Below are 26,683 nucleotides of genomic sequence, written 5' to 3'. Positions count from 1 at the left end.
TTAATCGTCCTCTTCCTCAAATTCTTCAGGATGGCTGGGGGGAATTCCTTCAATCGCAATAATCCCTTCCATAACATCTCTGACAATGGGAGCTGCTACCGTTGAGCCATAAGCGAGGGGGGCTCTCGGTTCATCAACTACCGCTAACACCACATAACGAGGGGTTTCCACTGGAAAAATACTCACATAGCTGGTAATCCTGCCGTTACCACTATAAGTCCCCATATTTGCTTTTTGAGCCGTTCCCGTTTTTCCAGCAGAACGATAACCTGGAATGTGGGCTGCTTTTCCACTTCCTTCACTCACAACCGTTTCCATCATTTGTAAGACTTGTTGACTGGTTTCGGGGGAGAAAACTTGTTTTTCTGGGCGTGGATCTTGTTCTATGATCGCGCCATCTTGATCCACTAATCCTTTGACCACATGAGGAGTCACTAATCGTCCCCCATTCGCGATCGCGCCTGTTAATTGTGCTAATTTAATAGGAGTCAAGGAAAAGCCTTGGCCAAAAGAGGCGACAGCCGGTTCAATGGGGTAATTAGTAAAATCAAACTCTGATTTTAAGCTACCAGGGGTTTCTCCCATTAAATCAATACCAACAGGTTCCTCAATTCCTAAATTTTGTAATTGGTCATAATAATGCTGGGGAGACATTCGTTCAATAATTTTCATCATCCCCACGTTACTAGAAACTTGTAAAATTTCATCGAGCCCAACTCTACCATGACCACCATTACTAAAATAATCATGGTTGCGGACTGTCCATCCTCCTATCTCCATCCTGCCATCATCATAAATTATAGTGTTAGGATTAACTGCTCCCGCTTCTAGCGCGATCGCGACATTAATGGGCTTAAACGTAGATCCGGGTTCATATAAATCAGTTACCGCCCAATTTCTCATATCCTCCAAATCATGCTCAAAATAACGATTTGGGTTATAACTGGGTTCAGTGACTAAAGAAACTAATTCTCCTGTTTCTACATCCATTACCACCACCGTGCCACGTTTAGCATTAAATTCCTGCATTTGTTCTTTTAAGGCTTGGTGGCTTAATCGTTGAATATCAAGATCAAGGGTTAGCTGGACTTTTTTCTCATCAAAACCGAGGGAATTTTCAGGGAAAGAGGTTGGTAAAACCTGTCCTCTCGCCGTTCGTTGCACTGATAAACTTTCACCGACACGAGTTAATAATTCTTGTTGAGTAAATTCCACTCCTGTTTTGCCTTCATGATCATCTTGCTGCACATATCCCACTACATTAGAACCTAATTCTGCATAGGGATAATAACGAGCATAACTTTCGACTAACTCTAGCCCATCCCAACCCCAACTTTTAATTTCTGTGGCTAATTCTTCTGTTAAATTATCCGCTAGCTTAATTCCTGAGGCTTGCTGTTGAAAGCGCTGTAATAACTCTGACTGACTCGTATTCTCTAACACTGGTTCTAGTTGTTTCGTTACATCGTCAAAAGATTCACCAGATTCCTTAAATACATCAGGATGGGCATAAAGTTCATAAACTAAACGATCAGCTGCTAAGACTTTCCCTTTAGCATCAACAATTGAACGACGGGGAATATAAGGATTAATTGCTAAATGTTGTTGACCTCTTGCTCGTATTTGTAGTCTTTCTGCTTCAATGAATTGAAGATGATAAATTCTCCATCCTAAAGCAATGGAGACAAGAAACAGAAAGAGCCAAACTAATAATAGCCTTTTCGTATAAGGACTTATTCTCTCAATCATTTTAGTAGCCTAAAGGACGCTCCGTACTGGGACTTTCTGATGCTTCTTCTGGTTCACGATTAACTTGAGATGTTTCTGGAAGATTATCAGCAGGTGTTGGTTCTAAATAAATATTTTTATCAGGGGTTAAAGGGATCCACTGATCATTTTGACGGTTACCCTCGCGAGTAATTTGATCTTGAAGAGATTCATTAATAACTGTTAAATTGCGTTCGTGACGCTGGAGTGTCATTAATTGTTCATAGCTCTCATTCCACTGTTGTTGGGTATAATAAGATAGCCCATAGACCACTAAACTTGCCCCAATGGTTCCCACAGTTAATAATGCTGAGGTATATTGAAGAAATAGTAAAGCCCGCAGAAATAACGGAACCTTCTTTTTTTTTGTGTTTCGATAACATTTCCATTGGGGAGGAAGAGATGATGAATCTACCCTAGGATGAGTTGTCCGGGAAGACTTAACAGGAGCTGGTTTTTCTGACTCTGATACAGCAAACATGATGAATTTACCCAAACGTATAAATTGCTCTTATCCTAACATTAGAACTTCTCGTTGTTGACAAGAATGCCAGAAAAAACTAAATGCTACTACTACAATTCAGTACTTCTCATTATTGTCGTAAGGCAAGACTTGCTTTAGGCTATAAAAAAATTAATTACGAGGTCGCCAACTTAACCCCAGGACTCCACATTTTAAAGGTTAGACCCATTACAGGGCTTACTACAGTACCTGTTTTACTACCAACTCCTAACAATGTCAAGAGTGGTATTGGGGATTCTACACGTATTTTTCATTATTTAGAATCTCATTTTCCTGAACCAAGTTATACTTTAGCGGCAAGGGAGCAAAACCGTTATGCTTGGTTATTGGAAGACTGGCTAGATGAAAGCATTGGCACGGCTACTCGATTTGTTTATTATCATTGGCGATCTAATGAGGGAAAATCGGTTAATCCTAGTCTTTCTAGTCAGTTAGTAATTAACATTGTTCGTCGTCAGTATGGAATCACTCCTGCTGCGGTGGAATTAGCCAAAAAACGCTTAGAAAATGCCATGGAGGTGCTTTCACCTTGGAAAGAAAAGCCTTTTTTAGTAGGGGATTCTCTCTCAGTTGCTGATCTCGCAGCAGCAGCTTTGTTAAGCCCTCTTGCATTGATTCCCGATTACAAAGATAATTACCCTTGGCTGTTTCAACGAGTGGCAGAAATTCATGAACAGTGTGGTGAAGCTCTCCCTCCCGGATTAGAAAAATGATGTTAATTTATGAGTGAGAATAATTCTTTTTATCAAAAGTTAGAAGCCAATTCGCAACGGCTGTTTCATCTTCTAGACTCTTTTCAAGAGCCAAAAATTTTAGTAGTTGGCGATCTAGCTCTAGATGAATTCATTACTGGTGAGGTAGAACGTCTTTCTAGAGAAGCGCCAGTTTTAATTTTACGCCATGAAGAAACAGTCCAAATTCCCGGAGGTGGAGGCAATGCGGTTTATAATTTAGCAAAACTAGGGGCGCAGGTTAAGGTAGCAGGATTAGTGGGAGAGGATCCCCAAGGAGAAGCCTTAACCAAGATTTTTCAAGAGGCTGGCGTTGATACAGAAGGAATTATTGCGGTGCGCGATCGCGCGACTGTGACTAAAAGTCGTATCTCTGGTCATGCCCGTCAGTCTGTGACTCAGCAAATTGTAAGACTTGATCGCAAATCTGAATCTACTCCTGATCCTCTTTCTGTACCACAACTTGCTCAATATGTCAAGAAAAATGCTCCCCAAGTGAATGCAGTGGTTTGTTCTGACTATGGGGATGGGGTACTAAGTTCCCCTGTGATTGAAGCAAGCCTATCCCATCCTCGCACCATTATTGATACCCAAAGTCATCTTGCTCGATATCAGCAAGCCACTCTCTTTACTCCGAACCTTCCAGAAGCCGAACAGGCTGTGGGATATAGCATTAGCAATGAAGAGTTGTTACAAAAAGCAGGAGAAGACTTACTTCTATTAACTAAAGCTGAGTATATTTTGATCACTAGAGGAGAAGAGGGAATGAGTCTTTTTACGCGCAGTGGAGAGACTCATCATATTCCTCCTTTTAATCGGACCGATGTTTTTGATGTTACGGGGGCTGGGGATACAGTTGTGGCGGCTTTGACGATTAGTTTATGTGCTGGCGCAACCCCTTGGGAAGCTACGGTTTTAGGTAATCTCGCTGCTAGTATTGTTGTTCGCCAATTTGGGACAGCAACCACTAATATTGCTGAAATGAAGTTGGGATTACAAACTTTATTAGATGATCCCAGTTTACTCAGTTAAGGCTTAATCTTAAGAATTTTGGCAGTTGAGAATGAAGCATCCCATTTTTATATAATCCACACCCTAGTTCGTACTGACCATAACGGACATGAACATAACCTGATGCTGAAGTAGAGTTAGTTAAGGGTTGGGATTTTCCTTGTAAAAAACACTGTAGCTTTTCCCAATCTTCTAATTCAATGACATTACAAGTAATCTCAGAACCAAATCGTTGCAAGGCGGCAGTGGTGGGTTTATAAGTCGTTCTTATCAACGGCATTCCCAAGGTTTGAATCAGAATTTGTGATGGGGGTTGACATTGCTTTTCTCCCAACCAAATTTTATCTTTTCCTTTTATCCATAGTTGGTAGGCAGAGAGAACTTTCGCATCAATACCAAAATAATTGGTAAACCAGTTGAGAGGAGAATTATTTGGTAAGGGTTGTAGTAGGGTTGCTTGAGTATTTTCTTGAGATGAGGTTCTCTGCTTTAAGTCAGCATGACTACGTCGAATCCGCGCCACAAAAAAACCGCCTGTATTATTAAAATGAGGGAGATAGCGTTGGGCGTGTCCTAAATCTTGACGAAACTGTTTTCCTTCCCAGTGACGCAACCCTGGCATTCCTTTTAGGTTAGAAATTTTTGCTGATTCTAATTCTCCCCGGTTGTTTAATACAGCATCAATAACTGCTTCATTTTCTTCTGGGGCAAAGGTACAGGTACTATAAACAATAATGCCTCCTGGTTTAACTAAATCTAAAGCGTGATCAAGGAGTTTTCGCTGTTTTTTGGCAATTTTTAAGCTATAGCTGAAATTTTTAGGTTTGAGGGTACTTTTTGCTTTACGCATCACTCCTTCCGCAGAACAGGGGGCATCAACGAGAATGCGATCAAAGGAATGGTATCTTAAGGGAATCGTACAACCATCATAATTGGTGGTTAAAACATTAGATAACCCCATGCGGTCTAGCATAGCTCGTAAAGAAGATAGTCGAGAAAATTGAATTTCATTAGCAATAACGCTACCCGTTCCTTTTAAGCGCATGGCAATTTGTACGGTTTTTCCCCCTGGGGCGGCGCACAAGTCTAAAATGTTTTCCTGAGGCTGAGGATCTAGTGTCTGAACTGCACTGAGAGAAATTTCTTCTTGTAGGTTATACCAGCCTGTAACAAAGGGTAGGGTTAAACCTGGTTTTTCCCACTGTTCTATGCGAAAGCTATTAGGATACCAAGATACTGGTTGAAAGGAGAGATTTTGTTTCTGTAAAAATTCGGCAACTGCATTTGATGTGGTTTTCAAGGGGTTAACCGTTAAACAAGTGGGAGTGGGTTTCACCATGAAATGTTCAAATGCCTTGGCATTATCAATAAAAGAATGATAACGGTCTAAAAGTTGTTTAATGGGATCGTTCATTCATCTAAATAACAATATTTTCCAAAAAAGGAGTTATGATGGCAATAGCAAATTACTAATAGTATTCGGTAATTCTTGAATTTGCTGGATTACATCTTTAGGCATCACGAGAAAGAATACTCTGAGGATAATTAAAATGATTAAAATTTGAAAGGCAGTAGTTAAGGTGACAATGGCTACTCGTAAAATCGCTTTTACTACAAGAAATAAGATAATTAAACTGGCAACTAAGATAATCCACTCAATACCCATAGAATTTTCAATTGATGATTTATGATTGGTTTGCTATAGAAATTTAGAGTAAACTTGGTAAACCCTTACTCATTTTGATGAGAGGTTTCTATAGGGGAGTTATACCATGCGTAATTCTACTTTTTATTTTCTGTGCTGATGGTTTCAATTTCCTCATCAATCGTTTTGACCATGGGGTAAGATTTTTGATTAGAATAAAGTTGTTTAGCTTTTTTGAGGGCATTAAGTGCCTCTTTTTCATTGCCTTTTTCCTTGAGAGCTAATCCTAAAACGCGATGGGGTTCTGCAAATTTATTGGGTTTAATCTTGGTTGCTTTTTGAAACTGCGCGATCGCGCTATCAATTTTTCCTTGTTCCATATAAACTTTTCCTAATTCTATATAACCATCAACATTTTTAGGAGAAGTTTCGATTAAAGTTTCAAAGGTGGAAATTGCTTCTTTTAAGTTGCCTTTTTGCACAAAAGACTTTCCTAATAATAATTGAGCTAAATCATTACTTTTTTGGCGAGCAATAATGTTTTGAAAAATTGGGATTGCTTCTTGATATTTCTCTTCTTGATATAATTGAAGAGCTTTTTGAAAATGACGAGATCTTAGGAAACTTTTTCCTAAAACGATAGCTACGCCTAGTAAAATCCCAAAAACTGATACAAGAGCAATTATAGTGGTTAAGTTTAATTCTGACATTTTAAGCTAAGAAACAAGCGACAGGAAATAGTAAATATTCAAGATAAAATAATTTCCAGATAAATTGATAAAATTCAGCAATAAGGGTTTTATTGTCTAAATCAACTTTCTGGCTACGCCACCACAGTACAAGTAATAATCCCCCATGTGTCATCCCTACAAAGATAGGATTTACATCTGGTAGCCAAAGAAAGGAAGCAAGAATCACTCCTAAATAGCAAACGCTGATAATGCCTCGTGTGATATTGAAGATTGCAGATTTGCCTAGTAGTAAGGTAAAGGTGGTAATGTTATATTTTTTATCGCCTTCTAAGTCGGGAACATCTTTAAAAATCGCGATCGCGATCGTAAAGACTAAAATAAATACGGTTAAAGCCCAAATAGCAGGGGGAATTATCTGTTCTTGGGTTAAACTCTCACGAAAGTGCAAAAATAAGCCTAAATTAACAATGACCCCTCGAACGGTAAAGATACACAATGCAGCAAAGAAGGGAAATCGCTTTAGGCGAATTGGGGGTAGTGAGTAAGCGGTTCCAATGATTAAACTTACTCCAATGGTAAACAGTAGCCAAGGGTTAGAAAACCACGCAATAATAAGGGCTAAAACACCTGTGGTTCCAACAATCCATTGTCCTTGACGGTAGGAAAACTCTCCTGAGGCTACGGGTAAACTAGGCTTATTGATTTGATCAATGGAAACATCTTGGAGTTGATTTAAGCCAACAATATAAATATTGCCATTGAAACAGGCTAACCAAGCAGTGATTAAGGGGACAATTGTATTCACATTTAAGGGAAGAGGATTAAGCGCGATCGCGATAAAATATAAGGCAAAAACACTTAAAGTTGTCCCAATAACGGTATGAGGGCGAGAGAATTTCCAGAAACTCTGTAACCAGCTACTGGGGTCGTTAAAAAAATGCCGTTCTAAATTTGATTCATTGGTCATTAGTTATTCGTTATTTGTTATTCGTTCACTTCTGACTTCTTACTCATTATTGCTTTACAAAGGACGAAGGAGAAAATCTCTCAAAACTAGCCTACTTGCTTCCTTGTAACACACCAAAGCGAATTAATCCGCGACGATAACCCCGACTCATTAAGCCTAAGGATAATGCTCCTTCTATAGTTTTCCAACCACTGTTGATAAGTCCAATTATTGCATCTGGGGTAAAGGCAGAGTCAATAACAATCTCCCAAAACGGGGCAACCGCTTGTGACCAATCATTAGTCTTGATGTTTTGAAAACCAGTCTGTTGCGCGATCGCGCGATACTCAGGTAAAGAAATTACATAGGGTAAACAATAAACCCGATAAATCTCTTGTAAATGGTGTTTTTCATCCCTTGTTAACTCCCCGGCAAGGGAATCAGTGGGGCGATGACACCAAGTTGCCATTAATAGCATTCCCCCAGGTTGCAAAACGCGGTAGGCTTCTTGTAAAAATTTGGCTTTATCAGGGAAGTGTTCCCCACTTTCTAATGACCAGACGAGATCAAAAGAGTTATCCTCAAATGGGAGATCTAAGGCATTTCCTACTTGTAAATGCACTCTTTCGGCTAAATTTGCCTCTGCCGCCCGTTCTTGTCCGCGTTTAGCTTGTTCAGGGGAAAGTGTCACTCCGTGGACAGTAGCATTAAATTTTTGGGCAAGATAGAGGCTACTTCCGCCAATTCCACATCCTACGTCTAAAATTGCTTGCGGGGGGCTTGTTTTTTGATCAAGATTTCCCCAACGGAGTAATTCTTCAATGAGATCAATTTGGGCTTGTCGGCGGGGAACTTTATCGGTGCCATGGTTTCCGTAATAGCCATGGTGCATATGTTCTCCCCAGATAGTTTCCCAGAGAGAACTAGATGCGTCGTAAAAGTCTTTGATTTCTTGTTCGAGATTACGGGACATTAATTTCTTGATTATATTATTGCTTAGATTTGTTTTAACCCAAAAGCTAGCGGATGTTAGGTTCTTCTAGCTTCAGCCATATTCTTAACCTCTAAGCGTTTAAACATGGCTTGACGAGCTTTTTGGGCTAATTCATCATCTAGCGGTGATAATTGAATAGTTTTTTGATATTTTAATTCTAAAGCAGTTTTAATTAACCAGTCGGCAATAAAGGGATTTTTCGGTAAGAGAGGCCCATGGGCGTAAGTCGCGATCGCGTTACCATAAAAAGCACCTTCGTACCCATCTTCGCCATTATTACCATTGCCCACAATAACACGTCCTAAGGGTTGTACTTTTCCGAGATAGGTTCGTCCACCGTGATTTTCAAAGCCAATTACAATCGGAGATTCCCCAATTCTAGCTTCTATCATTTTGGCTAACGGAGAGGCACTTAACCGATAAACAATATTTCCGATGCAACGCTTGCTATTTTTCCCGGGATGTTTACTGACTAAATCAAAAATTCCTAAGCCTTCAATGCGTTCCCCATCTCCAGGTTCATAATAATGTCCTAATAATTGCGGTGAACCACAAGTAAAAACCCCAGGGGTTCCTGCTTCAATTTTTTGGCGCATGAGTTGGGCTTTTTCCCCTTTTAAGTTCCGCATGACGATCTCTTGCTGGCGATCTTGCGCCCCACCTCCCACAAATAAATCAACATCCTCAAAATCCTTTGCTGTGGCGTTTAAGTCTAAACGGATGATTTTGACTGGGATCTCTCGCCAATGGCTTCTCTGTTGTAAGCAAATTACATTACCGCGATCGCCGTAGGTACTCATTAAAGTGGGATAAAGCCAGCCTAGCCTCAGTTCCATAAAACTTAGTTATTGATTGATCATTAAGCCTTTAGTTTAGATCATTGTTCCCTTTTTGGCATGAGCAATAGATCTTTCAATGCAATTTTAATCAATAGAGAACTCAACAGCGAGTTTTACGAAGATATTTTATAAAAACTTATAAAGAACTAAACCGCATAACTAATATTCTTATTATTATTCTGCTTTAGAAGTAATTACTTCTAGAGGGCGCAGAACTTTGCTATTTAACCAGAAACCTTGACGAACTACTTTAGTTATTGTGTTGTCCTCTAAATCGTCTCTAGGTTCACGATCGACTACTTGGCACACTTGATAATCGGGAACAGAAGAAGAATGATCAATCGGGGTAACTTCCCGACGTTTAAGAATAGTGAGAAGTTTCTTTTGTAAAGTTCCTAAAGATTTGGGCAGTCGTTTAATAAAGCGAGGATCAGGATCAGGATTTTCATTCAAGTAAGTAATTAAAGATTCTAACCCATCAAATAATTCTAAAACTTCTAGAAATAACTGTTCTTTTTCAGAGTTAGCAGTATTAACTTGTTTTTGTAACTCCTGCTTAAGCTCTAATTTTTCTTTAAGAAGATTTCCTACTTGTGATAGTAATTCCTCTCGTTGTTCGGGTGTGAGGCAATATTCTAAATTACTAGAAGGTTGATTAGAGTTATCAATCATAAGTCTTGGCTGAGGAGAAAATTAACTAAGTCAGTTCCAATTTTTTGATCTAAAGAAGAGGTGGATTGGCTTTCTTGAAGCATCTCTTCTAAATTATCATAGTCTGGTAATACGTGAAACTCTGGGGGCGGTTCTTGTAACTCAGAATAGTCTTGACGCTTAAAACGCTTGGGGGTTGGGAGAATCGGGCGTAAGTAGTCAGCTTTAATTCTTTGTTGGGGATTAGTTAAACTTTTTCTAGCTTGAGCAATTACATTTGTAGAATATTTACGCTTTTTCATGGCTTGCGTAAACGCTTTGGTAATTTCTGCTTTAGAAGCGGCTGGAGAAACTTCTAAAACATCATAAGGATTGGGAGTTGTATTTTGGTTCATATTTATATCTGATATTTTTGATGGTGGTCAATTCTTATAAGAGTTCTTTAAATACAATTGCTTTATTAACGAATTCCTAATTCTCGATAGATTTCTCTAAACTGAGGTTCATTGGGGCATAAGCTATAAGCCCAACGAGCTAATTGCATAATTTCTTCTCGGTATAGACTTCTATTTTTTATTCCCTCTAAAAGAATTTCAATACAGATTGATGCTACATCATAGCGAATTGTTTCATCTTGGGACGATCGCGCTTTTCTCACTGCTCCTTCTAAATCTTTATTTTTTAATAAGCGATCAATTTCTTGTCCTTCTTCAATCTGATTAATTCTTTTTAAGAGGTCTGAAACCGTGATATTATCTTGATCAATTTTTCTTAACTCTTTTAGTTCTTTTTTTCCTTTAGACAAACTTATTTTTTTATCAGCTAGTTGATCTTGAATTGTTTCTGCTCTCATTTCTACATAGTAACTGCGACTATTACTACTATTTAATAAATCGTACCAAAATTCAGCAAACTCTAGTGCTTCTCCTTGTGAAATTTCACGTCTTATTTTTTCGCACAGGCGATCAATTTCTTCTTTCCACTCAGGTGTTTTACGAATAGTATCCTGAGGAAGGCCTACATATGATTTTGCCTTGCGCCATTCCTGATTTTGTAAATAGTAAATGCCTTGATAATAGCTAACATACGTTTTGCCAAAACTCTCAGCAGGTGTTGTAGGGGTTGAGGAGGGGGATAAAGTAAAACTTCGTTTATAGTCTCCCTCAAAACAGGCAGCTACTGCTTTACCCCAATTAGTATAAAGTGCGCCAGCTAGATTAGCAGGAAAATTAGTTTTCGGGAAATAGTCTTGATACTGCTGATAACAACTAGGCATAATTTTTAAACCATTAAATTCAATGGAAGAAGCCTTTAAAGCCACAACATCAGTCCTATATTGATCTCGCAAACTAAAATACTGATTCAAATCTTCTTCTTTAAGACTATCAATAGTATTCCCTAACAGATTTTGTAAATCTTCCTGCACTTGGCTATAGTTAATATCTTCATTTCCTAGCCAAGGAACATCTGTGAGTGCTGGATCTTTTGATAAATTCGCGATCGCGCTACACCACACGGTAATCCAATTTTCTATTTTTTCAGGATCAGCTTGGGCATGATAATAACTGGCAACAGCCCAGTTGTGAAGAGAGGTTATATCTTTTTGCTCTAAGAATCTATCTTTAGTATATTGTGCTAATTTTTGCCAAGGTTGAGTTTGCCAAGTTAATTGTTGAAAGCGTGGCTCTATATTCTCATGAAGATTTTCTTCCACGGACAAATCATTACCAAACTGGCTTAAAAATTCTTGAGATAAAACTTTAGCTTCTTCTAATTGCTCTTCGTTAGCTGCGGTTTCAATTTGCTGTCTTAAGGCTAATTTTTTCCGCCGAATTAGGGTTTTAAGTTTTTCAATTTCTGGCGCAATCTGAGGAGCTGATAAATGTTTCCATTCTCGATAAGCAGCTTGATAATCACCCTGTTGAAGATAAATATAACCTCGGAAATATTGCGCTTGTTTTTCTTCTAAAACATTTACTTCTTTGAGTGCAACTGACCACTGTTGTGTTTTAATCGCAATTAGCGTGAGTCGAGTGGAACAGTTTTGAGTTAAGTCTGGAAGCTGTTCTTGGGCTTGACGATAGTATTGTTCTGCTTCTTGCCATTTTTCTTGTTGTTCTGCTTTTAAGCCTTGTTGATAGGCTTCCTTGGCTTGAATAATGGTTTGTAATTTGTCTATAAAGACTTTTCCATCTTCCCGAGGGAAACGGGCATAGGCTGGTTGTAGTTGCGCGATCGCGCTTTGAAATTCTCCTTGTTTGGTTAACTCTTTAGCTTGGTTATAGACTGTTTCATATTCACTTTCTTGTTTAAGTTTTCGGCTACAGGTTAAAATTTCTGCCGTTAACTCTGTCGTCACAAATAAGGACTGTGCCTTTTGATAAGTTTTCAGGGCTTTATTATAATACCTTTTCTCGACTTGTTGTTTACCGACCTTAAATAGTTCTTGAAAATTCTTTTTTTCTTGGAGTTTATGCTGACAGAGATATTGATTCGTTTTACACTCCGCATCTTGATTAATATCCAGACTCTTGCGATAATAACTTAAAGCCTTTTCTAGAGCTTCAGTATTCCAAGGGTCACGATCATTACGAGCAAAATTTTCATTTCCCTGTTGCACTAAATGTTTAGATTTTTCAAGGTTCTTTTCCCAAGTTTTAATGTGATCTTTTAAATCCGCTAATAACGAATTAATAGATACCTTTCGCATTTGACGTTCCCAAAAACCGGGAGAATCTGACCAAGCATCAACGACTTTTTTTGCCGTTTCAATCGCTCTCGGTAATTGTTTATTTTTAGCAAGTTGTTGAGCGTGATCTGCTTCATCGTGAGACCAAAAAGAGCGTTCAATAAAGTTCATGGTGATTCCTCATTAATGATGTGTTTTTTTATCCCCCTTTCTATATTTAGTTACGGACAATTACTTTCTTCATTAGGAATAAATATCACTTCTCCTATTTCCAGCTCATTTAATTGCCCTTCCAATTGCGGATTCTTGCTAGTAATTAACTCCAAACTGCCTGTGTCTCCATAAAAACGGCGAGCAATTCCTGTTAAGGTGTCTCCACGCTCAATTGTGTAGTAAAATCCCCCACAACCTTCAAAATCCCCTTGTAAAGTGCTAATTAAATTTTGCTCACGAGCGACCTCTTCTAACATTTCCGAAAGTTCCTGTTGTTGTTGCGAAATACGGCTTAATTTCCCTGTGATTTCTTGTTGCTGTTCCGCCACGCGGGAATTGAGTTGAGAAATTAGCAATTCCCGCCCGTATGCCCATAAAACAGGGCTTGTGATTCCCACCACTAAGATTAACCCTAAAGCAACCGTAATCCAACGCCAAGGTAATTTTTGGGTTTCTACAGCATTAGCTTCTTGGGAAGGTAGTTCCGCCAGCATCCGATACACAGATAAATCTGTTCCGCAGTTGCTACATTTGCTTTCCTGAACATCAGGATGTCCACAAACAGGACAAGAGAGAGATTGAGTAACCATTATCGGGTAATTCCTGTTGCCACGCTTCCGCTAGGTAAATCTTGGTCAAGATAAGTTTCGAGATCAGGTTGTAATTCTCGGAAACAACGTTCTGCTTCAGCCCCATTCCCTTGATTCATCGCATCAACCATACGACTAAACCGATCTGTCATCACCTTGCCTTGGGAAGGGTTAATTTGATTGGCTCTAGAAACGGCGCTTTTACTTGCTAAAACCAGTTGCACAGAATCAGACAGGTTATCATACTCAGATTTCGCTTCTCCATTTAGATATTGCAAACCTGAGAGATTATAATTTTCAATCGCATCATTCAGTTTACTGCTTAACGTTTCAATGCGTTGTTTTTGTTCCACAGGAAGCATTTGCGAGCAATAGTCTAAAACAAACTGAAATTCACTACGATAGAATTTAGCAGTATCATAATCCTCAGAAGCAAAAGCCTCCAACTCTTGCAGTTTCTGCTCTGCAACAGCTAAACGATCTGGGCGTTCTTCCCCATTTTCATCAAAAATACTATTAGCCGCAATTACCGCATTTCCTGCTAACTGATTCACCAACTCTACACCTTTTAGCGTTAAGCTAGCTTCTTCGTTTAACTGGTTAATAAGTTCTTCAACACGCTGGGAAATCTTTTCATCCTGTTTTCCTCGCGAAAAAGAACGACTCACTTTTTGCGATGGATCATTTTTCAAGGCAGCGGTAATCTGGAGGGAACTATTTTCCTCATCTAACTCCGCTATAAGTTCCACTTCTGTTCCTTTGGGATAAGATTGTTCTAATGCTAACCACATCCCCCCAATGTACTCTTCTTGCTGATTTTCTTCATCAGGACTAGAAAATTTAAAGTGAATTAACCGTTGTCCATCTGCTTCTGTGCGAAAGGTATGAGACTTGGTAACTGGTAACACATCTCCACGATTGATGAGGGTATAGCGTGGATCATCTACTAATTGAATGCGATAATCTCTTGAGACACTACCAACATTGTCCGTCAAGCCTTTAGAAACAATAGCTGCTCCCTCAGCTACAGCATACATAGGACGAGGATGAACCACTACTTTCTCTTCTCCAAAGGCTTCTCGCACTTTCTCTTGAACTAAGGGAATCTGAGATGAACCTCCCACCATTAAAACTGCATCAACATCCTCTTCTAGCCAATCTGAATACTTCAGCGCATCCCGTGCAATTTTAATCGTTCGTTCTACCATTGGTAGAATCATGGCTTCAAATTCTTCACGGTGGATTTCTACATCAACATTAATCGCCATTCCCAGATCATCTAATAGGGGAGTTGAAAGCGCAATTTGTGCTTTGTCGTAACGACTGAGATCAATTTTGGCTTGTTCTACAGCTAGCTTTAACTCCCCTGAAAAGCGCACCTGTTGATAATAGGGCATAGCTTGAATGAGAGAATCAACAGATTCTAAATCTTCTTCCTCGGCAACTTTTTGTTTAACCAATTCAATGATTTGATACTCAATATCATCTCCTCCTAGCCATAAGTCTCCAGCTTTTCCCGACTCAATAAACTGGTTTCCACTAGCTGTAATTAAAGAAGAATCAAATGTTCCACCACCAAAATCATAAACAAGAATGGTTTTTACCTCTTCCGAATCAGGATTAAAGCCATAAGAAATCGCTGCTGCCGTTGGTTCTGGGAGGAGTTTGGGTTTAGCTAAACCAGCTTTCGTCGCCGCACTTTCAGTAGCATAACGTTGCTTATCATTAAAGTAAGCTGGAACCGTGATTACCGCTCTGATAATTTGATCATTGTTTTGGTGTATTTCTTTTTGGTAAAGTTGAGCATTATTGACAACTTTTGCGAGAATCTTCGCTGAAATTTCTTCAGGAAAATATTCTTTTTCTCCTAGCTGAACTGCAATACTATTTTCCGTTCCTTGACTAGGCTGAATAATTTTATAGCCATATCTAGATAACTGTTTTTGTACGACTTCATCACCAAACCCTCGCCCCATTAAGCGTTTGATGGAAATAATCACGTTTTCTGGGTCTGCCTTGAGCTGATAATAGGCTTCTTCACCAACAATCAGATCATTATTTTTTGACGCGACAACTGACCGAGTTAAGCAACGATCTGGAGGAGTGTTATCATCTGCGGTGACTACCTCTACCTTTGCAAAACTAAATGCAGCAACGGAGTTCGTTGTACCTAAATCAATCCCTACAAAATTCCCCATCCTTTGATCTCCGTAAGCTCTGAATTGTTATGTCTTACAGTACCTCAATTTGTCAGGAATGACAACAGGTAAAAGTGATCTGATTTGATCTAAAATTACATAAGTTCATTAAAAATCACTAATAATCATCTCTGTTCACTAGAGGAATTCCTTTAGGTAATACCAAATCTGATAACGATGGTTATAGTCTATTCCCGTTTCGCCCCCCTTAAGAAAGCAGAGTGGTTTCATTCTCGGCGTAAAAATTGAAAGTGATATCCTCTGAACTTTTTACAAGTCGGTGCAAATTGTCAAGTAGTCAGGACGTAGGACGTAACACAAAAAAAAAGCCACAGATGCAAACACACCTGTGACTCTTTAAAGTGTTACCTTATTAACCTAAGACCTTCTTCGCCGTTGCAAGAACATTCTCAGTATTAAAGCCAAATTTCTCCATAGCTTCTCCACCGGGGGCAGAAACGCCAAAGTGATCAATTCCAATCACAGCGCCTTCTGCACCGACATAACGACACCAGCCAAAGGTAGTTCCCGCTTCTACGGCAACTCGTTTAGTGACAACTTGTGGTAACACAGACTCTTTATAACCTTCGTCTTGAGCTTCAAATAGTTCCCAACTCGGCATAGAAACAACCCGTACTTTTTTACCCTCTTGACGGAGTTGCTCAGCAGCATTAACACAAAGTTCTACTTCACTACCAGTTCCAATGAGAATTAGCTCAGGAGTCCCCTCACTATCAGATAGCACATAGCCACCTTTAGCAGCTTTCTCAATGGAGCTTCCAGCTAAGTTCGGGAGTTTTTGACGAGATAAGGAAAGTAAAGTGGGGGCATGAGGAGTTCCTACAGCCCGTTCCACTGCCACTTTATAAGCCCCAGAGGTTTCATTACCATCTGCAGGACGGAACACAGCGAGGTTGGGGATAGCTCGCAAAGAAGCAATATGCTCAATGGGTTGGTGAGTGGGGCCATCTTCCCCTAAGCCAATAGAGTCATGAGTCATTACCCAAATGACACCAGCCCGAGATAATGCAGAGAGACGAATTGCCCCCCGCATATAATCGGTAAAGATGAGGAAAGTTGCACCATAGGGGATCAAGCCTGAGTTATGGTGAGCTATGCCATTACAAATTGCTCCCATACCATGTTCACGTACCCCAAAACGGAAGTTACGGTTATGGTATTCGTCTTTTTGGAAGTCCCCGCTCGATTTAACATAGGTTTTATTAGAGGGAGCTAAGTCAGCGGAACCACCGAGTAATCCGGGTAAGGCAGGAGAGAGAGCATTTAAGACTTCACCAGACTGATTCCGCGTGGCATCAGCTTTATCATCAGGGGTATATTTCGGGAGTGCCTCTTCCCAACCTGCTGGCAATTCACCATTAATCAGTTGCTCAAAGTTTTTGCCATCTTCAGCATATTTCGCTTTATATTCAGCAAAAAGCTGATTCCATTCTTGCTCAGCTTGAGCCCCACGATCAATAGCTTTACGAAAGTGGTTGAGAGCATCTTGTGGAATTTCAAATTCACTGTATTCCCAACCGAGTTGCTGACGAGTAGCAGCGACTTCATCTTTTCCTAATGCTGCTCCGTGCGAGTCGTGGCTATTGGCTTTATTGGGAGAACCATAACCAATGGTGGTGGTAACACGAATGATAGAAGGCTTATCCGTTACTTCTTTGGCGTTAGCAATGGCTTTTTCAATGCTATCGAGATCAGTGTTCCCATCTTCAACGCTCTGAATATGCCAGCCTAAGCCTTCGTAGCGTTTAAGCACATCTTCAGTAAAGGCTAATTCTGTTTCCCCGTCAATGGAGATATGGTTATCATCATAAAGGACAATCAGTTTGCCGAGTCCAAGGTGACCTGCGGTAGAGGAGGCTTCATTAGAAACCCCTTCCATCAAGTCACCATCACTAGCGATGACATAGGTATAGTGATCAACGATTTTACAATCTGGCTTATTGAAGCGAGCTGCTAAATGGGCTTCAGCAGTAGCTAAACCAACCGCATTAGAAATTCCCTGTCCAAGGGGACCAGTTGTTACTTCTACCCCTTCAGTCATAAAGTTTTCAGGGTGACCGGGGGTTTTGGATTCCCACTGACGGAATTGCTTAATATCATCTAAACTGACACTATCGTAGCCAGTGAGATAAAGTAAAGCATAGTGTAGCATACAGCCATGTCCTGCTGAGAGGACAAAGCGATCGCGATTAAACCATTGCGGATTTTTGGGATTAAAGCGAAGAAACTTATCCCAGAGAACAAATGCCATGGGAGCTGCGCCCATTGGTAGCCCTGGGTGTCCAGAGTTAGCTTTTTCAACTGCATCAATAGCTAAAAAGCGTATAGAGTTGATGCAAAGTTTTTCAATTGATTGAGTAGTAGCGACCATAATATTTTTTCATCTACAGTGGACTGGAAAATAATTTTTAATGGGGTTTTCCCATCCCATGAATTGGAGCAAGGCGCACAATTTACCTCCATCTTTGCAGAAAGTGGGATGGATAGGCAAGTTAGTTTTGATCCCTTGCTCCATTGGGATCACTGATATTTTTTAAAGGCGAGTGTGATGTTATGCCCGCCAAAACCAAAGGAGTTGGATAGGGCACTATTAACTACTAAATCGCGCGAATGATTAGGAACGTAATCTAAATCACATTCAGGATCTGGATTTTGTAAATTAATAGTAGGTGGAATTTTGTCATTAGCTAGAGCCATTATGGTGGCAACTGCTTCAATGCCTCCTGAACCTCCTAAGAGATGGCCAGTCATGGATTTAGTTGAACTAATGGCAACATCATAAGCGGACTTGCCGAGGACTTTTTTCAGGGCTTTAGTTTCGGTAACATCATTGGCACTAGTGCTGGTACCATGAGCATTAACATAGCTTACTTCTTCGGGGGCAAGCTCCCCATCTTCGAGAGCCAGCGCGATCGCGCCAGCGGCACCTGTTCCCTCGGGAGTTGGCGAAGTCATATGATAAGCATCACAGGTCATCCCATAGCCCACCATTTCTCCATAAATTTTTGCTCCTCGGGCTTGGGCGTGTTCAAGAGATTCTAGGATAAGAATGCCAGCTCCTTCCCCAATGATAAACCCATTGCGATCTTTATCGAAGGGACGACAAGCATGTTCTGGATCATCATTACGGGTAGAGAGAGCTTTCGCTGCTGCAAAGCCAGCTAACGTTAAAGGGGTAATTGCCGCTTCAGTTCCTCCACAAATCATTGCTTGAGCATCCCCCCGTTGGATAATTCGGAACGCATCCCCCACAGCATTTGATCCAGCGGCACAAGCAGTTACTGGGCAAGAGTTGGGACCTTTTGCCCCCACGTGAATGGCAGTTAGTCCAGCTGCCATATTGGCAATCATCATGGGAACCATAAAGGGACTGCACCGACTTGGTCCCCGATTAAGATAGATTTCTTGTTGATCTTCTAAAACCTTAATTCCCCCAATGCCCGTGCCAATCATGACCCCAATTTGATCAGCATTTAATTCAGTGATTTCGAGTTGGGCATCATTAAGGGCTTGGATACTTGCTACTAGCCCAAACTGGGCAAAGCGATCCATGCGTTTGGCTTGCTTGCGTTCTAGGTATTGATGAGGATCAAAATCCTTAACTTCGCCAGCAATTTGACTATCATGACGGCTAGGATCGAAGCGAGTAATGTGATTAATGCCATTTTTACCCGCTAATAGGGCTTCCCAATAAGTCTCTAGGGTGTTTCCGACCGGGGCTACGACTCCAAGCCCCGTCACCACCACTCGTTGCTTTTGCAAATTTGCCATAATGTTCAATTTAGTCAGGGAATGTACTTAACTCAGGTGGTTTCCTTGGTGAGAGCTAAGAAGAAGGAGTAGCGGCTTTTTGATCGATATAATCTACAGCTGCTTGAACTGTGGCAATTTGTTCCGCATCTTCATCTGGAATTTCAAGATCAAACTCTTCTTCGAGCGCCATCACAAGTTCTACCACATCAAGGGAGTCTGCCCCTAAGTCCTCAGCAAACTTTGATTCTGGCTTAATGGTTTCTTTGTCTTGAATTTCTAGTTGTTCGGCAACAATGCTTTGAACTTTGTTAAAAATTTCCTGATTCATTTTTTTTCCTTAACAAGTTTAGTCCTATTTTAATAATTGTCCTTGGCATTCTATATCTTATCGGAAAGCGGCAGAGTAAGAAAATTGTCAATGAGGAATTTTCTCAAAAGTCCAAACTACCAGTATTTTCCTACCACATAAGTAGTAATGTGTCAATTTATTAATCTTTTTTGATTCTCACTGAAAAATTGGTTTAAATTTATAGGAGCGTTAACTAAAGAGACTGATGCCTCTTTCCAAGAAATCCCTTAATCCCCTAATTTCCGCTATCTTAGCTCTTTTCACCTTTTCAGTAGTCATTGGATTAAATCAGACACTATCGCCCCCTAGTCAGGCTGAAACTACGAATCAGAGTAATCTGCCAGAAGAGCGTATCTTAAGTTATCAAAGTGAGATGGTTGTTAATGAAGATGCCAGTTTAGACGTTGTAGAAACGATTACAGTTAAAGCCACAGGGGATGAAATTCAGCGAGGAATTTACCGCGATGTGCAATTAGAAGCGCCTTTTCAACCAGGGCAAGCCTCTTATGAAGTAGTAGATGTTTTGCGTAATGGTGATTCTACTCACTATTGGCTAGAAAATCTTGACAATAAAAAACGGATCAATATTTATGATCCTGATGTGGAAATTGATCCCGGAAATTACACTTATACGATTCAATATGAAACTGAGCGTCAGTTAGACTTTTCTCAGGGGGATACCGACCGCCTCTATTGGAATGTTACAGGACAAAACTGGACTTTTCCCATTGATCAAGTTCGGACTAAAGTATTTCTTCCGAATGAAATTCCTGAAGAAGAGATTCAGTTAGACGCTTTTACAGGCACAGAGGGGGCAAAAGGAGAGAGTTATGAAGCTCAATTGGATGGAGGAGGGAATCCAACTTTTGCTACGACTCACACGCTAGCGCCACAAGAGGGGTTAAGTATTATTGTTGATTTTCCTAGTGGCTATGTTGAGCGTCCTGGGTTTTTAGAAAGTTTATATTATGCTTTTGTCACTTTTATCAGAGCATTAGTTGCTACATTGATTTTTTTTGTTACTTTTTTTTTGTTAATCTTCACAGCTGTTATGCTTTCAGGAAAGAGTTCGGGTTCTTCAGCTTCTGGGATAGGAGGAACTGGTGGTGGCAGTGGCGGTTTTGGCGGCGGTGGCGGTGGTGGTGGCAGTGGCGGAGGGGGAGGTGGTTGTGGTGGCGGTGGTGCTTAATTAGCAAACAAATGCCATTCGTCGTCAACATCAGGATTTTGCAAACTCAACATGATATTTAGACACTGTCATTGTATTAATGTATTTTCAATCTTCCTTCCTGAAAAATCTCCGTTCTTGGTTATTCCCAACTGTTTTAGTTCTAGTGAGCTTTTTAGCTGTTATTGGATTAAATCAGAGACTATCTCCCCCTAGTCAGGCTCAAACTAACAGTAATGAGAGTAATGTTCAAGAAGAGCGCATCTTAAGTTATCAAAGTGAGATGGTTGTTAATGAAGATGCCAGTTTAAAGGTTGTAGAAACGATTGCAGTTAACGCCACAGGAGATGAGATTCAGCGAGGAATTTACCGCGATGTGCAATTACAAGCGCCCTTTCAACCAGGGAAAGCCTCTTATGAAGTAGTAGATGTTTTGCGTAATGGTGATTCTACTCACTATTGGCTAGAAAATCTTGACAATAAAAAACGCATCAATATTTATGATCCTGATGTGGAAATTGATCCCGGAAATTACACTTATACGATTCAATATGAAACTGAGCGTCAGTTAGACTTTTCTCAGGGGGATACCGACCGCCTCTATTGGAATGTTACAGGACAAAACTGGACTTTTCCCATTGATCAAGTTCGGACTAAAGTATTTCTCCCGAATGAAATTCCTGAAGAAGAGATTCAGTTAGACGCTTTTACAGGCACAGAGGGGGCAAAAGGAGAGAGTTATGAAGCTCAATTGGATGGAGGAGGGAATCCAACTTTTGCTACGACTCGCACGCTAGCGCCACAAGAGGGGTTAAGTATTATTGTTGATTTTCCTAGTGGCTATGTTGAGCGTCCTGGGTTTTTAGAAAGTTTATATTATGCTGTTGTCAGTTTTCTAGAAGAATTACTTTTTCTGATTATTATTATCAGCTTGTTTTTTCTCTTTTCAGGCGGGAGTGGCGGTGGCGGATTTGGTGGTGGTGGCGGTGGTGGCGGTGCAGGAGGAGGGGGAGGTGGTGGTGGCGGCGGTGGTGCTTAATTAGCAAACAAATGCCATTCGTCGTCAACATCAGGATGTTGCAAACTCAAAATGATATTTAGACACTGTCATTCTATTAATGTATTTATGATCCTGATGTAGAAATTGATAAAACCGCTTTTGATCAAGCATTGACCAATATGCACCACTGGTTAAAACTGAAGTCCAATTTTTGGGTCAGTTATGCAGTAATTCTTATTTGCTAGACTGAAGCTATTGATTAAGCTAAGTTGACCTATGGCTCTTGCGATCAAGCCGCTAACTCAACAAAACCCGCTCAGCTTTGACGAGTTCCTTGCCAATTATGGTGACGATAATCACTATGAACTGATTGATGGAGAGGTATTCGACTTGGAACCTACAGGTCAGCATGAAGAAGTTGTAGCGTTCATAACCACAAAAATGTGTGTTCAGATTGAGGAGACTGGCTTACCTTGGTTTGTACTTCAACGAGGACTATTGCGCCCTTTTAATGCTGGTATGACGGCGTTTCGACCTGATGTTGCAGTTATTGATCGAGATGAGTTGACTAAAGAACCATTTTGGTCTGAGCAGTCAATTCTAACTCTAGGTAACTCGATTAAATTTGTGGCAGAAGTTGTAAGTAGCAACTGGCAAAATGATTATGCTCGCAAGGTTGAAGACTACGCAGCTTTAGGTATTCCAGAATATTGGATTGCTGACTATGCTGGGTTAGGGGGGAGCCGACACATTGGGAAGCCTAAACAACCGACCCTTTCTATTTGTACACTAGTGGATGGAGAGTATGAAATTCAGCAGTTTCGAGGGAGTCAGATGATCGTTTCTCGAACTTTTCCAAGGCTGAAGCTAGCGGCGGAGAAAGTTTTGATGGCTAAGAAGTAATAAAATAGAGGCAATGGTGCTTTAAAAAGTAAGTGTAATGAGTGGATGGCGCGATCGCGTAGAAAAGTTAAGAGGACGAACTCGCTATGTTGTTTTCCGTTTAATGCTTCATTTATCAGGAGCTGATGCCCCTCCTCAACTGGGCTTATTTAATCGAGTGGCGCAAAAGGCAATAGAAGCAGAGGGAGATTTAGAGGTCATGGGAGAAGGCTTAGTGGAGATTTGTGAGTCTCTTTTAAGCACTCCTAGTAGTTGGCAAGCAGCTGCAAATGAGGGGGATGTGTTTTGGCAAGAAGGCGATGCGGGAGACTATGTTAATGAACTGTTTACTGATTCTGGTCAGCGTTATCTTAGTGATGTAGTCGCGGATAATCAAGTTGATACGGATGAATCTTTATCGGCTTCTGTCACTCGAAATGTGGTTCTAATGATTACAGTTGCCTATACTGGAGAAATGGAGTCTTTAGAAACAGACTTATCTGATATCGAGGCTCTTGAATACGCCTTAAAAGATTTAATTAACCTCCATTACCAAAATCGCCTACGAGCCATTCAAATTCACTTTTCTCCTGCTCGTTTTGGTGAAGAACTCACTGATGACCAGCTTATAGCGAACTTTCCTGAATTAATTCCTTTATAACTATGATTAATCCTATTTTTCGACGTAGTTTAGCGCTGCTAATAATATTATCTCTGTCCTGGACAACGGTGGCTTGTGGCACTTCCTCTCAACAGCAGTCTCAACGCTCTGTAGATAATCGTAACCGCTCTGAACAAACTAGAACCCAAAGTAGTCTCCCTGATGGTAAATATGAAGTGCAGCAGGCAAGTTATGATGATGTGACAGGTGAATATCGTATTTTTCTACTCGATGCTAATCCGCCAATTTTAGAGCGAGAAGGAATTAAAATGGCGCGGTTAACCCCTGAAGAGGAAGAACAGGGGCAAAGTAGTTATCTTTCTGTGCAAGATGGGGAATACTCGCTACATATTGATGAGGATTTCCGCATTGAGTATTTTCATGGCGTTGCGGAAACTCAAACTAATTCTCAAGGACAACAAGAGCGAGTTATTGTGCGCCGCGAGTCCAGCTTTTGGAGTCCATTTGCTGGGGCTTTAGCAGGACAAGCAGTAGGGAGTATGCTCTTTCAACCCCGACATTATGTTCCCCCAGCTTATGAGTCAGGACGCTCTGTGATGACTGGTTATGGCGGTGCTGGAACTAGCTATTCCCAAGCCGTTAATGACTACCAAGATCGTAATCAATCTGCGCCACCAGTAGAACAAAACCGACAAGCACAGGTAAGAACCACTGGAAGTGCTAATCGCTCCACCAGTAGTAACCCACGGGTTCGCACCCGAGACTCTAGCCGTAGTACTGGTTCTGGGGTGGGTAGTAGTACCTTGAGAAACAATGATCGCAGTGGCTCTTCTAATCGCCGCTCTCGCAGTAGTGGCTTTGGCTCGGGTAGTCGTCGTCGCTCTACTGGGGGTGGTAGAAGACGTTAACCTCACTTTGATCAAGTTCCTGATTTCCCCTTCTATTTGAAATGGGCAAGGAGAGACTCGAACTCTCACGACCAGTGGCCGCCACATTTTGAGTGTGGTGCGTCTACCAATTCCGCCACTTGCCCTCAGCCTCATTATTATAACTGCTTTGATGTCTTTCTAGCAAGGTTTGATATTCAGGGGAACTTGCCCAACGGTCGATAGCTTGGGCGCGAATCACAGGAACAGGATGGCTTAATTGCTGATTTTGAGCATTTTTCAAGAGTTCTCCAAGCTGGGAGGTACTCATTTGATCATAAGCCCTTGCTTGTTCGATAAAGGCTTCCAGATTCAGTTGAGGTGCAAGAGTGGGAGAACCGCCAGCGAGTTTCATTAACACTGACATGACCACCTTGGGTTCTTGTACCGCTAAAAGGGCAGCGCGATCGCAGCTAAATTCGGCACAGCGTATCCATTCTAGCATTTGATCTTGTAAAGACTGGGCTAGAATTACGCCCCAACTCGGAAGTAAGTTTGTTGCTAAAATGACTAAATTAACGAGCGTTAAATAGACTCCATGTTCACATTTGAGATGTCCTAATTCATGGGCAATAACTGCTTGTATCTCTTCTGGGGTTAGCAGTTCTATTAATGAGGTATGAAGGACAATAAAGGGCTGTTTTCCCCGCATAGCAAAAGTATAAGCATTAGGTGCAGGGTTTTGTTTAATGTATAATTCAGGAACTTCTAAATCTAGACGCTGACAGGCTTCTAATAATAGTTTATGGATATGAGGAAGTTGGTTTTCATTCACTTGGACACTCGCTGCCACATTATCGAGATAAAAAAATTGTTCTGCGACTCCCCCTAATACACTTCTCACCGCAATATCCCAACCTGGAAACTGTTGCAGAGACTGGGTTGCTTCTAAATCAAGAGGATGGCGAAATTCGTTGGCTTTCAGTCCAATTAGATTCTGTTTCACAACTGTCATGGCTATCTTAATTTTACTTGTTTTCTAGGTTAACCAATTTTGCCTCTACTTGTTCAACTTGCTATGACTTGCAGTTGTTTTAAGGTAACATCGCTACAGCCTGTAATGGTGATGTTACGCCCCAGTTGAAACACCTGTTGTAAATAATTTAACGCTTCAATGGTAATCCTTTCGCCAGGAATTAAAACAGGAATCCCAGGGGGATATGGACATACTAATTCCGCACTGATTTTTCCTACAGTATCTGCTAGGGGTAAAACAGTTTTCTCCTGAAAAAACGCTTTTCGTGGGGAAATACATTCAGCTAGTGGTGGCAAACCTGATAATTTGAGAGGAACAAGGCTAGTTTCAGGTTGATATTGTCTTAATTGAGTTAATCCTGTGATTAGGGCTTCTATATCAGCCACTGTATTCCCAAAGGTAACGACAAAAGTTAGGGTTTTTGCAGTGGGTAACTCGGCGGTTACGCCTAATTCATTATGCAAAATTTCATCAGCAGCAAAGCCAGTTAATCCTAACTGTTCAACATTAATAGTAATTCTAGTTGCATCCAGATCATAGCAACCAGCCTGCGGTAAGGAAGGATTAAATAAACTCAGATCAGAAATTTTTTCTATCTCTGCTTTTCCCCTACTGGCTAAGTCAAGGGTATAATCAAATAAATGCTTGCCTTGGGTCTCTACTTGCTCACGGGCTGCATCTAGAGAAGCCAGTAGAAGATGACTTGGGCTACTCGATTGTAAGCATTGTAGGGCGGTACTAAGACGGCTAGGATTAACTCGTTTGTCCTGTAAATGTAATAAGGAAGCCTGAGTGAGCGCCCCTAGGGTTTTATGTAAAGACTGGATGACAATATCTGCACCTTGGGTGAGGGGAGATACAGGAAGTTGTGGATGAAAGCCAAAATGTGCGCCATGGGCAGCATCAACAATTAATGGGAGATTATAGGAATGTGCGAGTGTGGCTAAGGGGGGTATATCAGCACATACGCCTTGATAGGTAGGGGAAACTATAAAAATCGCTTTTGCATCCTGATGTTGGGAAAGGGTTTGTTTTACAGCTTCTACAGTGATGGTGTAGGGAAGGTCGAAGTTTAGATCATAAATAGGATTAATAAAAATGGGAATTGCCCCAGAAAAAATCAGAGCCGCGATCGCGCTTTGATGAACATTACGCGGTAAAATAATTTTGTCACCTTCCCCACAAGTGGCTAAAATTGCTGCCATTACCCCAGAAGTAGAACCATTGGCTAAAAACCAAGTTTTCTCTGCACCAAACGCCTGAGCCGCTAATTCTTGAGCAGTTTTCATCACCCCTTCTGGAGGAAATAAGCCCCCAAACTCAGGTAATTCTGGTAAGTCATAGCGAAAGACCGTTTCTCCGAATAATGCTGATAATTGTTCTGAGATTCCTTTTCCCTGTTTATGTCCGGGAACATAAAAGGTTGCATGAGGATTATTTGCACAGTTTTTTAAAGCATCGACTAGGGGCGTATTCATTCTTTTTTATTGTTTATAT

At 40.8% G+C, this 26,683-nt stretch carries 25 protein-coding genes and 1 tRNA gene; 7 read left to right on the top strand and 19 right to left on the bottom strand.

All coding sequences use genetic code 11. The features are described from left to right. A complete protein-coding gene (locus FRE64_RS10110) occupies positions 1–1,749 on the bottom strand; it encodes a peptidoglycan D,D-transpeptidase FtsI family protein (protein ID WP_146295958.1) in 1,749 nt (582 codons plus the stop codon). Position 1,750: 1 nt separating this feature from the next. Then, positions 1,751–2,248: a hypothetical protein gene (locus FRE64_RS10105; protein ID WP_146295957.1), complete on the bottom strand. Its 498-nt coding sequence runs from the start codon at positions 2,246–2,248 to the stop codon at positions 1,751–1,753. Positions 2,249–2,331: 83 nt separating this feature from the next. Here FRE64_RS10105 and FRE64_RS10100 point away from each other — a divergent pair, with 83 nt between their 5' ends. Beyond that, positions 2,332–3,003, top strand: coding sequence for a glutathione S-transferase (locus FRE64_RS10100; protein WP_146295956.1), 672 nt, complete (start codon positions 2,332–2,334; stop codon positions 3,001–3,003). 9 nt (positions 3,004–3,012) lie between these two features. Next, positions 3,013–4,053 carry a bifunctional heptose 7-phosphate kinase/heptose 1-phosphate adenyltransferase gene (locus tag FRE64_RS10095; RefSeq protein ID WP_146295955.1) on the top strand — a complete coding sequence of 347 codons (1,041 nt, stop codon included), beginning with the start codon at positions 3,013–3,015 and terminating at the stop codon, positions 4,051–4,053. Here the strand turns inward: FRE64_RS10095 and FRE64_RS10090 are convergent. The 14 genes from FRE64_RS10090 to acpP form a co-directional block, all read right to left on the bottom strand. Further along, positions 4,046–5,446 carry an RsmB/NOP family class I SAM-dependent RNA methyltransferase gene (locus tag FRE64_RS10090; protein ID WP_146295954.1) on the bottom strand — a complete coding sequence of 467 codons (1,401 nt, stop codon included), beginning with the start codon at positions 5,444–5,446 and terminating at the stop codon, positions 4,046–4,048. The genes FRE64_RS10095 and FRE64_RS10090 overlap by 8 nt on opposite strands. Before the next feature lie 33 nt (positions 5,447–5,479). Continuing rightward, the gene (locus FRE64_RS10085) at positions 5,480–5,698 is read right to left on the bottom strand and encodes a hypothetical protein (RefSeq protein WP_146295953.1); all 219 of its coding nucleotides are present in this window, start codon (positions 5,696–5,698) and stop codon (positions 5,480–5,482) included. Positions 5,699–5,814: 116 nt separating this feature from the next. Next, the gene (locus tag FRE64_RS10080; RefSeq protein ID WP_146295952.1) at positions 5,815–6,387 is read right to left on the bottom strand and encodes a tetratricopeptide repeat protein; all 573 of its coding nucleotides are present in this window, start codon (positions 6,385–6,387) and stop codon (positions 5,815–5,817) included. 1 nt (position 6,388) lies between these two features. Further along, positions 6,389–7,336, bottom strand: a complete 948-nt coding sequence (locus FRE64_RS10075; protein ID WP_146295951.1) for a homogentisate phytyltransferase — start codon at positions 7,334–7,336, stop codon at positions 6,389–6,391. 91 nt (positions 7,337–7,427) lie between these two features. Then, positions 7,428–8,288: a methyltransferase domain-containing protein gene (locus FRE64_RS10070; RefSeq protein ID WP_146295950.1), complete on the bottom strand. Its 861-nt coding sequence runs from the start codon at positions 8,286–8,288 to the stop codon at positions 7,428–7,430. A gap of 56 nt (positions 8,289–8,344) precedes the next feature. Further along, positions 8,345–9,145 (bottom strand): type 1 glutamine amidotransferase, encoded by an 801-nt coding sequence (locus FRE64_RS10065; protein WP_146295949.1) that lies wholly within the window; start codon positions 9,143–9,145, stop codon positions 8,345–8,347. Between the two features lie 177 nt (positions 9,146–9,322). Then, positions 9,323–9,820 (bottom strand): nucleotide exchange factor GrpE, encoded by a 498-nt coding sequence (locus FRE64_RS10060; RefSeq protein ID WP_146295948.1) that lies wholly within the window; start codon positions 9,818–9,820, stop codon positions 9,323–9,325. Next, entirely contained in the window at positions 9,817–10,194 is a 378-nt protein-coding gene (locus tag FRE64_RS10055) for a J domain-containing protein (protein WP_146295947.1), read from the bottom strand. The genes FRE64_RS10060 and FRE64_RS10055 overlap by 4 nt, the downstream gene beginning before the upstream one ends. A gap of 65 nt (positions 10,195–10,259) precedes the next feature. Beyond that, a complete protein-coding gene (locus FRE64_RS10050; protein ID WP_146295946.1) occupies positions 10,260–12,659 on the bottom strand; it encodes a tetratricopeptide repeat protein in 2,400 nt (799 codons plus the stop codon). Between the two features lie 50 nt (positions 12,660–12,709). Beyond that, positions 12,710–13,291: a LysM peptidoglycan-binding domain-containing protein gene (locus tag FRE64_RS10045; RefSeq protein WP_146295945.1), complete on the bottom strand. Its 582-nt coding sequence runs from the start codon at positions 13,289–13,291 to the stop codon at positions 12,710–12,712. After that, positions 13,291–15,489 (bottom strand): Hsp70 family protein, encoded by a 2,199-nt coding sequence (locus FRE64_RS10040; RefSeq protein WP_146295944.1) that lies wholly within the window; start codon positions 15,487–15,489, stop codon positions 13,291–13,293. Before FRE64_RS10040 ends, FRE64_RS10045 begins: the two co-directional genes overlap by 1 nt. Before the next feature lie 373 nt (positions 15,490–15,862). Next, complete coding sequence (tkt, locus tag FRE64_RS10035; protein WP_146295943.1) at positions 15,863–17,881, bottom strand: transketolase; 2,019 nt, start codon at positions 17,879–17,881, stop codon at positions 15,863–15,865. A gap of 149 nt (positions 17,882–18,030) precedes the next feature. Continuing rightward, the gene (gene fabF / locus FRE64_RS10030; protein ID WP_146295942.1) at positions 18,031–19,281 is read right to left on the bottom strand and encodes a beta-ketoacyl-ACP synthase II; all 1,251 of its coding nucleotides are present in this window, start codon (positions 19,279–19,281) and stop codon (positions 18,031–18,033) included. 55 nt (positions 19,282–19,336) lie between these two features. After that, complete coding sequence (acpP, locus tag FRE64_RS10025) at positions 19,337–19,591, bottom strand: acyl carrier protein (protein ID WP_146295941.1); 255 nt, start codon at positions 19,589–19,591, stop codon at positions 19,337–19,339. Positions 19,592–19,817: 226 nt separating this feature from the next. Here acpP and FRE64_RS10020 point away from each other — a divergent pair, with 226 nt between their 5' ends. The 5 genes from FRE64_RS10020 to FRE64_RS10000 all read left to right on the top strand — a co-directional run bounded on the left by FRE64_RS10020 (position 19,818) and on the right by FRE64_RS10000 (position 24,192). After that, positions 19,818–20,801 carry a DUF2207 domain-containing protein gene (locus FRE64_RS10020; RefSeq protein WP_146295940.1) on the top strand — a complete coding sequence of 328 codons (984 nt, stop codon included), beginning with the start codon at positions 19,818–19,820 and terminating at the stop codon, positions 20,799–20,801. Between the two features lie 79 nt (positions 20,802–20,880). Continuing rightward, positions 20,881–21,819, top strand: coding sequence for a DUF2207 domain-containing protein (locus FRE64_RS10015; protein WP_146295939.1), 939 nt, complete (start codon positions 20,881–20,883; stop codon positions 21,817–21,819). Between the two features lie 237 nt (positions 21,820–22,056). Beyond that, entirely contained in the window at positions 22,057–22,683 is a 627-nt protein-coding gene (locus FRE64_RS10010; RefSeq protein ID WP_146295938.1) for a Uma2 family endonuclease, read from the top strand. 37 nt (positions 22,684–22,720) lie between these two features. Beyond that, positions 22,721–23,323 carry a DUF1517 domain-containing protein gene (locus FRE64_RS10005; protein WP_146295937.1) on the top strand — a complete coding sequence of 201 codons (603 nt, stop codon included), beginning with the start codon at positions 22,721–22,723 and terminating at the stop codon, positions 23,321–23,323. Between the two features lie 2 nt (positions 23,324–23,325). After that, the gene (locus FRE64_RS10000) at positions 23,326–24,192 is read left to right on the top strand and encodes a hypothetical protein (RefSeq protein ID WP_146295936.1); all 867 of its coding nucleotides are present in this window, start codon (positions 23,326–23,328) and stop codon (positions 24,190–24,192) included. Positions 24,193–24,234: 42 nt separating this feature from the next. Here FRE64_RS10000 and FRE64_RS09995 read toward each other — a convergent pair. From FRE64_RS09995 to FRE64_RS09985, 3 genes are all read right to left on the bottom strand, one after another. Next, a tRNA-Leu gene (locus FRE64_RS09995) sits at positions 24,235–24,317 on the bottom strand. Beyond that, positions 24,296–25,165 carry a M48 family metallopeptidase gene (locus FRE64_RS09990; RefSeq protein WP_146295935.1) on the bottom strand — a complete coding sequence of 290 codons (870 nt, stop codon included), beginning with the start codon at positions 25,163–25,165 and terminating at the stop codon, positions 24,296–24,298. The genes FRE64_RS09995 and FRE64_RS09990 overlap by 22 nt, the downstream gene beginning before the upstream one ends. 53 nt (positions 25,166–25,218) lie before the next feature. Beyond that, positions 25,219–26,664 carry an aminotransferase class I/II-fold pyridoxal phosphate-dependent enzyme gene (locus FRE64_RS09985; protein ID WP_146295934.1) on the bottom strand — a complete coding sequence of 482 codons (1,446 nt, stop codon included), beginning with the start codon at positions 26,662–26,664 and terminating at the stop codon, positions 25,219–25,221. Positions 26,665–26,683 lie beyond the last annotated feature (19 nt).

The organism is Euhalothece natronophila Z-M001 (assembly GCF_007904085.1).
GTDB lineage: Bacteria > Cyanobacteriota > Cyanobacteriia > Cyanobacteriales > Rubidibacteraceae > Halothece > Halothece natronophila.
Note: the sequence above shows the minus strand (reverse complement) of the source record. Positions and strands in the feature narration are given on the sequence as shown.

What these genes read in the sequence shown, in the direction of transcription:
- FRE64_RS10110 (WP_146295958.1), bottom strand. Translation starts at nt 1,749, where the DNA reads ATGATTGAGAGAATAAGTCCTTATACGAAAAGGCTATTATTAGTTTGG.
- FRE64_RS10105 (WP_146295957.1), bottom strand. Translation starts at nt 2,248, where the DNA reads ATGTTTGCTGTATCAGAGTCAGAAAAACCAGCTCCTGTTAAGTCTTCC.
- FRE64_RS10100 (WP_146295956.1), top strand. Translation starts at nt 2,332, where the DNA reads ATGCTACTACTACAATTCAGTACTTCTCATTATTGTCGTAAGGCAAGA.
- FRE64_RS10095 (WP_146295955.1), top strand. Translation starts at nt 3,013, where the DNA reads ATGAGTGAGAATAATTCTTTTTATCAAAAGTTAGAAGCCAATTCGCAA.
- FRE64_RS10090 (WP_146295954.1), bottom strand. Translation starts at nt 5,446, where the DNA reads ATGAACGATCCCATTAAACAACTTTTAGACCGTTATCATTCTTTTATT.
- FRE64_RS10085 (WP_146295953.1), bottom strand. Translation starts at nt 5,698, where the DNA reads ATGGGTATTGAGTGGATTATCTTAGTTGCCAGTTTAATTATCTTATTT.
- FRE64_RS10080 (WP_146295952.1), bottom strand. Translation starts at nt 6,387, where the DNA reads ATGTCAGAATTAAACTTAACCACTATAATTGCTCTTGTATCAGTTTTT.
- FRE64_RS10075 (WP_146295951.1), bottom strand. Translation starts at nt 7,336, where the DNA reads ATGACCAATGAATCAAATTTAGAACGGCATTTTTTTAACGACCCCAGT.
- FRE64_RS10070 (WP_146295950.1), bottom strand. Translation starts at nt 8,288, where the DNA reads ATGTCCCGTAATCTCGAACAAGAAATCAAAGACTTTTACGACGCATCT.
- FRE64_RS10065 (WP_146295949.1), bottom strand. Translation starts at nt 9,145, where the DNA reads ATGGAACTGAGGCTAGGCTGGCTTTATCCCACTTTAATGAGTACCTAC.
- FRE64_RS10060 (WP_146295948.1), bottom strand. Translation starts at nt 9,820, where the DNA reads ATGATTGATAACTCTAATCAACCTTCTAGTAATTTAGAATATTGCCTC.
- FRE64_RS10055 (WP_146295947.1), bottom strand. Translation starts at nt 10,194, where the DNA reads ATGAACCAAAATACAACTCCCAATCCTTATGATGTTTTAGAAGTTTCT.
- FRE64_RS10050 (WP_146295946.1), bottom strand. Translation starts at nt 12,659, where the DNA reads ATGAACTTTATTGAACGCTCTTTTTGGTCTCACGATGAAGCAGATCAC.
- FRE64_RS10045 (WP_146295945.1), bottom strand. Translation starts at nt 13,291, where the DNA reads ATGGTTACTCAATCTCTCTCTTGTCCTGTTTGTGGACATCCTGATGTT.
- FRE64_RS10040 (WP_146295944.1), bottom strand. Translation starts at nt 15,489, where the DNA reads ATGGGGAATTTTGTAGGGATTGATTTAGGTACAACGAACTCCGTTGCT.
- tkt (WP_146295943.1), bottom strand. Translation starts at nt 17,881, where the DNA reads ATGGTCGCTACTACTCAATCAATTGAAAAACTTTGCATCAACTCTATA.
- fabF (WP_146295942.1), bottom strand. Translation starts at nt 19,281, where the DNA reads ATGGCAAATTTGCAAAAGCAACGAGTGGTGGTGACGGGGCTTGGAGTC.
- acpP (WP_146295941.1), bottom strand. Translation starts at nt 19,591, where the DNA reads ATGAATCAGGAAATTTTTAACAAAGTTCAAAGCATTGTTGCCGAACAA.
- FRE64_RS10020 (WP_146295940.1), top strand. Translation starts at nt 19,818, where the DNA reads ATGCCTCTTTCCAAGAAATCCCTTAATCCCCTAATTTCCGCTATCTTA.
- FRE64_RS10015 (WP_146295939.1), top strand. Translation starts at nt 20,881, where the DNA reads ATGTATTTTCAATCTTCCTTCCTGAAAAATCTCCGTTCTTGGTTATTC.
- FRE64_RS10010 (WP_146295938.1), top strand. Translation starts at nt 22,057, where the DNA reads ATGGCTCTTGCGATCAAGCCGCTAACTCAACAAAACCCGCTCAGCTTT.
- FRE64_RS10005 (WP_146295937.1), top strand. Translation starts at nt 22,721, where the DNA reads ATGAGTGGATGGCGCGATCGCGTAGAAAAGTTAAGAGGACGAACTCGC.
- FRE64_RS10000 (WP_146295936.1), top strand. Translation starts at nt 23,326, where the DNA reads ATGATTAATCCTATTTTTCGACGTAGTTTAGCGCTGCTAATAATATTA.
- FRE64_RS09990 (WP_146295935.1), bottom strand. Translation starts at nt 25,165, where the DNA reads ATGACAGTTGTGAAACAGAATCTAATTGGACTGAAAGCCAACGAATTT.
- FRE64_RS09985 (WP_146295934.1), bottom strand. Translation starts at nt 26,664, where the DNA reads ATGAATACGCCCCTAGTCGATGCTTTAAAAAACTGTGCAAATAATCCT.